At 40.3% G+C, this 11,468-nt stretch carries 10 protein-coding genes; 3 read left to right on the top strand and 7 right to left on the bottom strand.

Annotation, left to right across the window (positions count from 1 at the left end):
• The 3 genes from FWE37_02460 to FWE37_02450 form a co-directional block, all read left to right on the top strand.
• Nucleotides 1-405, top strand: a 405-nt coding sequence (locus tag FWE37_02460) for a hypothetical protein (GenBank protein ID MCL2519853.1), incomplete at its 5' end; no start/stop codon positions are given.
• 64 nt (nt 406-469) lie between these two features.
• Nucleotides 470-1,066 (top strand): hypothetical protein, encoded by a 597-nt coding sequence (locus FWE37_02455; protein MCL2519852.1) that lies wholly within the window; start codon nt 470-472, stop codon nt 1,064-1,066.
• Nucleotides 1,067-1,275: 209 nt separating this feature from the next.
• Nucleotides 1,276-1,470 carry a hypothetical protein gene (locus tag FWE37_02450; GenBank protein ID MCL2519851.1) on the top strand — a complete coding sequence of 65 codons (195 nt, stop codon included), beginning with the start codon at nt 1,276-1,278 and terminating at the stop codon, nt 1,468-1,470.
• A 157-nt stretch (nt 1,471-1,627) separates the two neighbouring features.
• On the opposite strand, the gene FWE37_02445 is transcribed toward FWE37_02450, so the two are convergent.
• The 7 genes from FWE37_02445 to FWE37_02415 form a co-directional block, all read right to left on the bottom strand.
• A complete protein-coding gene (locus FWE37_02445; GenBank protein MCL2519850.1) occupies nt 1,628-2,803 on the bottom strand; it encodes an efflux RND transporter periplasmic adaptor subunit in 1,176 nt (391 codons plus the stop codon).
• A gap of 4 nt (nt 2,804-2,807) precedes the next feature.
• Nucleotides 2,808-4,679: an ABC transporter ATP-binding protein/permease gene (locus FWE37_02440; GenBank protein MCL2519849.1), complete on the bottom strand. Its 1,872-nt coding sequence runs from the start codon at nt 4,677-4,679 to the stop codon at nt 2,808-2,810.
• On the bottom strand, nt 4,676-6,418 hold the full coding sequence (locus tag FWE37_02435) for an ABC transporter ATP-binding protein/permease (GenBank protein MCL2519848.1): 1,743 nt from the start codon (nt 6,416-6,418) through the stop codon (nt 4,676-4,678). Before FWE37_02435 ends, FWE37_02440 begins: the two co-directional genes overlap by 4 nt.
• A 143-nt stretch (nt 6,419-6,561) precedes the next feature.
• Nucleotides 6,562-9,429: an insulinase family protein gene (locus FWE37_02430; GenBank protein ID MCL2519847.1), complete on the bottom strand. Its 2,868-nt coding sequence runs from the start codon at nt 9,427-9,429 to the stop codon at nt 6,562-6,564.
• Nucleotides 9,430-9,525: 96 nt separating this feature from the next.
• A complete protein-coding gene (locus FWE37_02425; GenBank protein MCL2519846.1) occupies nt 9,526-10,107 on the bottom strand; it encodes a rubrerythrin family protein in 582 nt (193 codons plus the stop codon).
• 199 nt (nt 10,108-10,306) lie between these two features.
• Complete coding sequence (locus FWE37_02420) at nt 10,307-11,059, bottom strand: type III pantothenate kinase (GenBank protein ID MCL2519845.1); 753 nt, start codon at nt 11,057-11,059, stop codon at nt 10,307-10,309.
• A 5-nt stretch (nt 11,060-11,064) separates the two neighbouring features.
• Entirely contained in the window at nt 11,065-11,388 is a 324-nt protein-coding gene (locus FWE37_02415; protein ID MCL2519844.1) for a LapA family protein, read from the bottom strand.
• Nucleotides 11,389-11,468: the final 80 nt, after the last annotated feature.

Genomic DNA, 11,468 nt, shown 5'->3' with positions numbered 1-11,468 from the left:
CAAGCCGTTCCTATAACTATCCAACATTATAGCCGCGAACAAATAACTCTTACTATGATTATCGATATAGATAAAACACTTGAGATAGTTAAAATGTTTTTAAGTTATATGCTGGAAGATGATGAATTTGCTTTTTTTGAAGAGTTTTTAAATATCGAAACCCTGCTGACATTTTTGCCGCCTGATTTTTTAGAATCTTTAAGTGAATTACTGATGGAGCTATCTTTAGAAAACGAATTTTTAGCGAGCAGCCGCGATATTACAACTATACTCAACTGGCTGGCCATCAACGGGTTTAGCCCGGAAGTAGATATTACAGCTAATATTAAATTAAATATTAACAATGAAGTGATGGATTTACTCACTTTTAGCTTTAACCATAAACGTTTAGGGATTAATCTTTAAAAAATTATCATTTAATTTACCATTAATGTTGCTGCCTAAACTTATAAAATAAATTGGAGAAATTATGAAAAAACTTTTAGCTACTTTACTTTTTGTACCCGTTCTTGTTTTGGCTATTCCGCCGCAAGAAGAATTTATCGAATTTCTATACAGCACCCAGCTCGATTTTTTAGATGAAGAAACTTTAGCGCTGCTTGATACGATGACCGAGACTACCGGCCTTACCGTAGATGATTTTATGCACATAGTTAAAGATGTTGTTTTTACAGATATTCACATTTACAGTAGCGAGCAAGTAGTTTATACCTCCACCATAGATTTAGATAAATTATGGGAGGTTATGCAAGGCTTTTTAGCCCATTTTATTACAGACCCAACCGAATTAGCTCTTTTACAACAACTAGACCTTGAAACTATTTTAATGTTTTTACCGGAAGAAATTGATATTATAGAGATTATTACCGGTGTATTCTACGAGATATTTACTGAAGACCCTACCGATGTAACAGGCTCTACGTTAGCTTGGTTAGCCGCCAACGATTTTAGCCCCGATGTAACGATTACTAACCATCTTAACCTTATTATAAGTGGGAGAGTTCTTAACTTAATGACCCTTAACTTTAACCAAAATAATTTTTTTAATATTACTTTTAGCAGTTAATACAATGTTTTTAAATATTTTAACAATGTCAGGTATTTGGCTACTAGTTGTGTTGGGGCTTGGTATGAGGTTTTGGCACTTTTTTATTGATGGTAAAACTTCATTTAAAATTTTTTTGGCTGTGATATTTTTATCTGGAACTCTATTAATTGTGGTAGTGATTTATATAATACCGCTTATTATACGGAGGTAATAATAGCAATAACATTGTGGTTAAAAAAACATGGCACAAAAATTACAAACCCACTAAAGTGTGGGGCTATTGCCTTACAGACACTATTTTACAAGAGAATACCTTAACTATTTTGGGTTATGAATACCCGCCAAACGCTACCGAACATACGGACAACAACTTTGGCTGGCCGTTTGAGCGTGTAATTGACACCAATTTTTATTCCTTTTAACGTTAGTCATAAGCCTTCCCTATTTGCTTTTTAATAAGCGTTAATAATTATAGATGATTTTAATAGTTACCAATAAAGTCAATACTGGCCGTAACGACTTTACTTATAGCCTACTAAGCGAGTAAACCGGCCACCGCCGTGAGGTGAGCGAACTACCTTAATCAACGGTATCCTCTATAACAAATAAAAGCCCCATTGCCACAGCTCCCTCACGGGCAAAGATGGCCGTTATCGTGCCGGCACTAGGTGCTCTAATCACTGCTCTCTCAAAAGCAGTGCGGGCGGCGTTTAACATTACCCGTGCTTGATCGCGCGTGGTAATAGCTAACTGCAAGGCAAATTCAGCTTGCCGCAGCTCATCTGTAGGGGTAGCTCTAGCGGCATTTAGGGCAACGGCATTTCTGTGGTTATGCTCGGCCATAGCCATATTTATCTCGGCGGTACGCAAGGCAACTTCGGCAATTTGCACTTGGTAGGCCAAATCGGCGGCCTCTAAGGTAGCCAATATTTGCCCGGCGCTCACTCTATCGCCTACGTTTACATTAATTCCCTCTACAATCAGCCCAAGCGTGGTATGCACATTCCATCTTTGGGTATGATTAACTGCACCCGCAGTTAAATTATTAAGCCGATTAACCGGCGCCGCTATAGCAATACGCACCCGAGCATTTAACCCGATGAAATTTTCTAAGTTAATATCATCATTTAAATTAATTTTTACTGGGATAAGCTGTGTTACCTTAGTAAAGGTACCGCCGGTATTAAAAAACATAGCATTACCGGAGATAGCGGCATCGGTTACATGGCCAATCTCAGCTACATAACCGCTAAATTGCCTATTACCAAAAGCATCTAGGGTAACGCTAACGGCTTGGCCAAGCTGCAGGCGCGTAATATAAGTTTCTTCGATGTTGGCCTGAATATGCAGGTTGCCCATATCGGCTACAACAGCCAGCGGCTCCATTGGCCATATCACTTGGTTTTGCACCGTGTATGTTCTAACAATCAGCCCGGCAAAGGGCGAAAAAAAGGTTTCGCTATTTTCTATCCAGCCTAAAAGTTCGCCGGCGGCCACATAACGGCCGGTATAAAGAGCAGTATTTTCAAAGATACCTCCTACCGATGGTTGAATAGTTACTAAATTGGTGGTTACCCTAGCGTTATCGGTACTCAGGTAACGCCTACTTTGCCCAATAAAATAAAGACCAATAACTGTACCGGCTATAAGCAATAAGGTGATAATTAAAAGGGCAATAATTTTGCCTTTACCTTTCTTTTTAACTGCGGTATTTTCGTCTTCTGCATCTTTGGTCGTTATTTGCTCGTTACTCATTATGTTACTCCCTTAATGACGAAATTTCATCTTCATTGATTACACCCTCAGAAAACTGCGAGTTATATAAATCGGCGTAAAAGCCGCCGGCGGCTAAAAGCTGTTCGTGGTTACCGGTTTCAATAATATCGCCGTCTTTCATTACCAAAATTAAATCGGCATCTCTGATGGTAGATAACCTATGAGCAATCACAAAGCTGGTTCGTCCCTGCATAATATTTTTCATAGCTTGTTGGATAAGCACTTCGGTGCGGGTATCGATAGAGCTGGTAGCTTCATCTAAAATGAGTATGGCCGGATTCTTTAAAATAACCCGAGCAATAGTAAACAGTTGTTTTTGCCCCTGCGAAATATTGCTGGCTTCTTCGTTTAAAACCATATTATAACCGCCGGGTAAAGTTTTAATAAATTGGTGGCAGTGGGCTGCTTTGGCAGCGGCAATCACCTCTTCATCTGTAGCCTCCGACGAACCGTAGCGGATATTATCCATAATAGTGGCGTTGTACAGCCAAGTATCTTGCAGCACCATACCAAAAATATCGCGTAAATCTTTGCGCGAAAGAGTTGCCGCATCTATATTGTCTACTAAAATTTTACCGCCATTTAACTCGTAAAAACGCATTAATAACTTTACTACCGTTGTTTTACCGGCGCCGGTTGGCCCTACAATGGCCACCTTTTGGCCGGGTGCTACTTCGGCCGAAAAATTATGCAAAATAATTTTATCGGGGCTATACCCAAAACGTACATGCTGAAAGCTTACCCGCCCCTCATAACTAGTTTTTCCTAAGGAAATTTCGGGGTCGGGCACTTCCTCTTCTTCCTCTAAAAACTCAAAGACTCGCTCGGAGGCGGCAATGGTACCCTGTAACATATTGCCCGACACGCCAATTTCACCCAACGGCTGCGTAAAGTTTTGGATATATTGGATAAAAGCCTGCACATCACCAATGGTAATGATGCGCTGCACTACCAGCACACCGCCCAATACGCAAACCAGCACATAACCCAAGTTGCCCACAAAAGAAAAGATAGGCTCAATAATATTCGTCATAAACTGGGCCTTCCACGCAGAGGCGCGCACCTTTTTATTTTCTTTAGTAAATTTCTGTCCGGCATCACCTTCACCGTTATAAGCCCTAATAATATTGTGGCCGCTGTAGGTTTCTTCCACAATACCGCTCAGTTTCCCCATTGCCTCTTGCTGAGCGCTAAAAAAGACGTGCGATTTATTTAGCACCTTCACCATAATACCCATAGAAAGCGGGATAACAATAAGCGCCGCCAAAGTCATTAACCAGCTAATACTTAACATCATAATAAGCACACCCACGATGGTGGTTGATGAAGTTATCAGCTGGGTAAAGTTACTGCTAAGGGTTTGGCTAATCATATCCACATCGTTGGTTACGCGTGAAAGCACTTCGCCCTGCGAACGGGTATCGTAATAGTTGATGGGCAAGCGGTGCATTTTTTCGGAGATTTCTGATCTAAGCTGATAGGTAACCTTTACCGCCAACCTTGCCATAATAATTTCTTGCATTAAATTACAGAGGGCCGATACAATATAAAGTGTAATTAATACCCCAACAAGCGTACCCATACGGCGAAAATCTGTGAGCAGCCCGGTACCAAACCAGTGCGCCACAATACCATCTACTAAAATGGTGGTAACCCGGCCCATTACTCTGGGCCCTACTACCGCAAAGGCAGTGGAGACCAAAGCAAAAATTAACACTACCAACAACGCCGCTTTGTGTGGGGCTAAATAAACAATAAGTTTTTTTAAGGTTTTTTTAGGGTCTTTGGCTTTAGCAGCTACCCCTTCACCGCCCATACCAAAATCTATTCCGCTATCGCTGCTTTCTTCGCTCACGCGCCGGCCTCCTCTTCACTTAGTTGAGAGGCCGCTATCTCACGATAGACTTCGCAATTTTGCATTAATTCTTTATGTGTGCCAAGTCCGGCAATCTTACCGCCGTCTAAAACCACAATGGTGTCGGCGTCCATAATGGTGGAGATTCTTTGGGCAATAACAATCATTGTTTTGTCGCCCATCTGCTCTTTAAGGGCGGCGCGCAAGAGAGCATCGGTTTTTAAATCGAGGGCCGAAAAACTGTCATCAAAGAGGTAAATCTGCGCCTCTTTCACCAATGCCCGGGCAATAGAAAGCCGTTGCCGCTGCCCGCCCGAAAAATTTGAGCCGCCCTGCGCCACATTAGCTTCATAGCCTTCCGACTTGCCGGCAATAAAGGCCGCAGATTGTGAAATTTCTACCGCCTTAAGTAACCTTTCCTCAGAGGCTTCTTTATCGGCATAAAGTAAATTAGAGCGAATAGTACCGGTAAACAGGGAGGCCTTTTGCGGCACATAACCAATTTTGTTATGTAAATCTTCTTTATGAATATCTCTTATATCCATGCCATCTAGGGTAATACTGCCGCCGGTAACATCAAAAAAACGCAGCAGCAACTTAAAGATAGAGCTTTTTCCGGCGCCCGTTGCCCCAATAATGGCGGTGGTTTGGCCGGGTTTGGCGGTAAAGCTAATGTTATTAAGCACATTATCATCATCTTTAGTGGCATCGGGGTAACGAAAGCTTACCTCTTTAAACTCGATAATCCCCTTAAAATCTTTGGGTAAGGGCAAAGGGTTTTTACGGTATTTTATGCTGCTTTCGGTCTCTAGCACCTCTTTTATACGCGTGGCGCTTACTACGGCACGGGGAACCATAATAAACATAATAGAAATCATTAAAAAAGCAAAGATAATTAACATACCGTATTGTAAAAAGGCAAAAATATCGCCTATATCTATCATAAAAGCAGAGGCTCGCCTAGCTCCTACCCAAACAATGGCTGCTGTGGTAATATTCATAACTAGCATAATAATGGGAGTTAAAAAGGCAAAGGTTTGATTAACAAATAACTCTGTTTGCACCAAATTTTTATTGGCCTCATTAAAACGTTTCTTTTCAAAATTTTGAGTGCTAAAAGCACGCACTACCAAAATACCGCTTAAATTTTCGCGAGAAACAAGATTGAGCCTATCAATAAGTTTTTGTAAAGATTTATATTTGGGTAAAGCAATAATAAACAAAATGGCACACAGGCCAACCATAATAACGGTAGCTAGGGCAATTATCCACGCCATCGAAACATCACGCTCAAGTGCCCTGATAATACCACCAATACCTATCATAGGAGCATAAATAAATTGCCGTATAGCCATCATTAAAGTGTTTTGCACCTGCATAATATCGTTGGTAGTGCGGGTAAGCAGCGAGGAGGTGGAAAAACGATTAACTTCGGCTTGCGAAAAACCCACCACTTTAGTAAAGACGGCTTCACGTAAATCGTTGGCCACACCGGTAGCCATTTTAGCGGTAAAAAAACCCACCACTAAAGCGGCAGCCATACTGAGCAGAGTTACTAAAAGCATAATTATACCATTACGCCAAATAACATTTATATGGCCGGCCAGCACGCCATCATTAACAATGTTAGCCATGTAGCCCGGCAGCACTAAGGCACAGATAGCCTCTACCGCCAAAAGTACGGCGGCGCAAAAGAGCATCCAGCTGTAAGGCTTCATAAACTCAAAAATTTTTGACACGTACCGGTTCCGCCTGTAAACCTCTTTTTGCTAAATAAAAATTATAAACGATATAAGTACACCTGTCAATATATACACATAACAGCCGTAAATGCATTATCACTTAAAACAGTTGTTATAATGATATAACCACCCGTTAATACTTATAAAACCAATTTAATTATTGTACCAAAACAGCCGGCTTCCTTTAAAGCCTCTTCACTGCCAATAGCCACCGTTATTTGCTGTTGTAAACCAGCGTAAAGCCGCTCCGCCGCTAAAATTAAATCGGTACTCGTTAAAGCTAAAACTTGGTTACGCGCTTGCTGCCTAGTTTCGTCATCCAATTTATAAAGGTAACGTTTAAAAGCGGCTAAGGCTTTATCTTTGGGGGCTTGCGGCCTTACTTCTTTACCAATTACGCTAATCAAAGTGTTGGTAAATTCTTCTTCCGTTATACTATTTAGCTTTAAAGCCTCTGCAAAATCTTCTAAACTTTCTTTTAAACGCGGGTCACGGTAACTGGTTATTTGGGCATAATTGTAAATCCCAGATACACCCATTGTTACACCATAAGCGCCACCTTTAGCACGAATAGAATGTAATAAAGCGCCGGTTGTTAAGTAATGGCTTAAAAGTATCTCTGCCCGGCGCTCCTTACTAATATAGTCACTACAAGGAAAAATCATACCGGCATAATTAACACCGCTGGTAATAGCAAAACCTTCGTTTCCCTCATTATTTAAAGGTATAACTGCCGGCAACCCCAGCTGTCCCTCCGGTAAAGCCTGCACTAAAGGCAGCAAAATTTCTTTAGCCTTTACCATATCATCTTCGCTGGCAGTAATATTGATGGTTAGTTTTTTTTGCACAAAAATTTTATGATGTAAATTTTGAAAGATGGTAATAATTTTAGGCCAAAAACCTTCGCTATCAAGCTGGTTAGATAGTTTTTCTAAAAAGAAAAACTGGCTTAACCCTTGCCAACGCTCTTCAATCGCCATAGCTGGGCTATTTTTACTGCCCAGCCGCAGGCCAACAAAATACGTACCGGCCGGCTGAATAGCCTGTTTTAAATCATTATAAAGCTCGTAAAATAAATCTTTAAGACGTTTAGGACTATTAAATTGTACCTTAGTAAGGAGCTCGCTTACCGTAGCCGCAGCTACCGCCAACTGGCTAGGCAAAGCCGAAAAAGACAAATAAAGGTAACTTTGCACTTTCCCGCCCTCTTTCCATAGGCCATTGCTTTCTATGCCAACGGCAAAATCACCACAATTTAAAGCTAACTTACGGCTTACTTCATCGTAACTTACTCCATCGTAGCCTAGTTCGCTTAAAATATGAGTAAAAAAGGGCAAATAATAAAGCTCTTCTTCATTAAGTTCATTAATATTAAAGGCCAGCCGCCAATAAGTTATACCTGCCGTAAAACAAGGTGTTATAATTAAAGGTAAACCGGCTAAACTGTCCAGCTGATAAACGGTAGGACTAACCAACTTAGGCACATCATCGCGGCTTAAAATGGGGATACCCCCTTCGTCGCTTAAATTTTGATAAATCTTTAACAGTTCATCTTGCTCGCGAAGATATTTTTTTGCCTGCTCCGTTAAACCGGCAGCATAAGTTTTTAGCTGTTGCTCTTTAGCGGCTCTTCTTTCTTTATACAAATTAACATCGGGTTTAACAATTAATGTTAAACGGTTGCTATTTTTTAACAAATGCTTCTTAATTAAATTTTCAAAAAATCCCTGCTCAAAAGCTTTAATACGTAAGTTTTGCATACTTTCTTTAAAAGCCAGTGCTTTATTAGGGTTTAAGCCATGATTCCAATATTTGTACAACCTCCCCATCAATTGTAAGCCGTAAGGGCCGCTGCGTATTTCGCTGCGGCTGTACTCGATGGTACGCAAGGCCGACTCTATCTCGTCGGTATTTACCCCTTCTTTCACTATTTGCTCCAAACTATTTAGTACCAGTGGCTCTACCTTAGCCTCGTTTTCGGGGGCTACTTCACGTAAGGTGGCATTAAAGAGCACTTCCCGATAATCAAGGCTAAGGCCGGTGATGGACGAAATATCTTGCCCCAACCCGCTATTTTGCAGTGCCATGTAAAGCGGCGAGCCCGATGACCCCAGCAAAATAAGCATAAGTACTTCTAACGCTAAAACTTCATCTTTAGGGAGCTCACCCAACCTAAAGCCCACGCTAACGGTAGCTAACGCTACATCATCGCCGGCAAAATTTTTAAAGATAGTTTGAATATTGGCAAAATCTTTTTCAAGCTCAATTTGGTTATCAACTTTAATTTCATCAAATTGGTCAAGGTAATTAGCCAAAAAGTTAAGCTTTTTTTCTTTATCGATATTACCATATAAAAATATAGAGCAATTTGAAGGGTGGTAATACCTTTGATGAAAGGCTTTTAATCCTTCATAAGTTAAGTCTGGAATAAAATCGGGATTACCGCCGCTGTCAAATTTATAACAATTCGTAGGGAAGAGAGCTTTGATAAGTTCATCGTAGGCAAAATTTTCCATATTAGCATAGTTGCCCTTCATTTCGTTAAGCACCACGCCATTTTCGCTAACGCTGCCATCGTTATTAAGCTGGTACCTAAAGCCTTCCTGCCAAAGAGATTCTTTGCGTAATAAAGGAAAAAAGACGGCATCGGCATAAACGCTAAATAGGTTAAAATAATCTTGCTCTACTGCGCTGGCGGCGGGATAAAGAGTTTTATCGGGATAAGTCATAGCATTTAAAAAACTTTGCATACTGCTTTTGAGCAGGCTAACAAAAGGGTCTTTGCTGGGATATTTTTGGCTGCCGCACAGCACCGTGTGCTCAAGAATATGGGCTACGCCGCTGTCATCACTAACAGGCGTTTTAAAACCTAAACAAAAGAGGTTTTCCTCATCGTCATTCTCCACCACATAGATGTGCGCACCGCTTTTAAGATGTTTATAGTAATAACTTTGGCTGCGGTATTCAGGAAGGGTAGCTTCTTCGAGGAGCTTATATTTATTATTCATAGCCTAATTGTAAGGGTAAATGAGGGACTAGTCAAGGGCAGTTGATTGATGAAAAAGCCTCTCTTTTGAAAGGCTTTTTATCAAAGTTAAACTTACTTAAAATTTTTCATTAAACACGGCAAAGTAAGCTTGCGGGTGAGCGCAAGCCGGACAAGACTTTGGCGCTTCTTCGCTGGCTTCTTCTAAATAACCGCAATTTAAACATACCCAAGTAACTTTACCATTACGTTTAAAAGCGCCGCCACTCTTTAAAATATTTAGTAAAGCTAAGTAGCGTTCTTGGTGATGTTTTTCGGCAAGGGCAATGTGGTCCCAAATTTTGGCAATCTCTTCAAAACCTTCTGAACGAGCCGTCATCGCAAAGCTGGGGTATAAATCGCTCCATTCTTCGTGTTCGCCGCCGGCAGCTTCTTCAAGGTTTTCCATTGTGTTGCCAATTTTACCGGCCGGATACATAGCGGTAATCTCAAGCCCAGCACCGCTTTGCAGTAATTTAAACATACGTTTAGCGTGTTCTTTTTCTTGCAAAGCCGTTTCGGCAAAAATGTGGCTAATTTGGATTAACCCCTCTTTTTCGGCCTGTTTAGCAAAATAATCGTACCTATTACGGGCTTGGCTTTCGCCGGCAAAAGTTTTTAAAATGTTTTGCTCGGTTTTAGTACCTTGTAAACTTTTCATAGTATTTACTCCTTTTTAATATAATATAAATAAGATAGCATAAAATTACAACTTTGTCAAAAATCTTTTAGCGAGTTCTTAAAGATTAAGAACAATAATAGTAATTGCTATTGATTTACTTTAAACTATAATCTTTAGATTGTCAAGCCATTTTTTGAAATTAAGAACCAAGAATTAATTTATTTTTAATCTTTAAATATTAATTATTATTTTTTAAATCTAAAGCAATAGCGTTAAGGCCGTCAATGGCTAAATTAGGTTCGTAGCTGCCCTTGAATTTATCTTTATATAAAAAAGCTAACCCACCTGTTAAAATTATGCTGCAAGGCTCTCCAAGTTCGCCCTCTATATCGTTAATAAGGCCCTGCGTCAAATGGCCAAAACCGGCCACGATACCGGCCTGCAACGATTCTTCGGTAGTGCGCCCTAAAATATGCTGCGGCCAAGCCAACGGCACACTGCTTAAAAGACCGGTACCGCCATCTAAACTTTGCATAGCCATATTAAGACCGGGTGCAATCACCACGCCGGCCGCTTTAGCGTTTTTATCAACGGTAGTAAGGCTTAAAGCCGTACCAAAATCGGCCACCACAAAGGGTAGCTTACCTAAGTTATAGCCGCCTACGGCGTTAGCTACTAAATCGGCCCCAATCTCGGCAGAAACAGCTATTTTTACCGGTAACTTAGCAAATAGCTCGTTATTTACCAATTTTATAGGGCAATTGAGCTGTGTTTTTAAATTGCTAATTATTAAAGCTGTTTTAGCCGGCACCACGCTAGCTATTAGGGCAATCGTTATTTTAGCTTGATAGTTAGCCACAAAACTACTAACAAAATCGTCCCACACAGCTTCTAAGTTAACACTGGCAATATATTTGCTGGCTACTAAATGTTTAGCGCCGTAAAGGGCAATCACGGTATTGGTGTTACCAATTTTTACTACTATTTGCATGACTATTAATTTTTCGTACCATCAAGAGGTTTTACCAGTTCGTTTTCTTTGCGGTTATGCTTAATTTTTTTAGGGTCATCTTTATGGTTATCTTTATTTATTTTGTTTAAATATTTTTTATGATAACGCCACGAAGCGGAGATAATAGAGGGGATACTAAATAAAAATCCCATTACAAAAAAGATGATAAGCACAACACTTAAAGAAACATTATTAAAGCGAAAAAAGATAAAATTTAAATTTACCGTTTGCCCGGCATTTAAAGCAATTAACACCGCTAAAAACCCTGCTACCGCCATCATAATAATTGTTTTGATAATCCCTCGCATCTTTTCTCCTTTTTTAACTGAAAACTGAAAACTGAAAACTGAAAACTGAAAACTGAAAACTGAAAACTGAAAACTGAAAA

It is taken from the genome of Spirochaetaceae bacterium (assembly GCA_009784515.1).
Lineage (GTDB): Bacteria > Spirochaetota > Spirochaetia > WRBN01 > WRBN01 > WRBN01.
The sequence above is the reverse complement of the archived record's forward strand: the minus strand, read 5'-3'. Positions and strand labels throughout refer to the sequence as shown.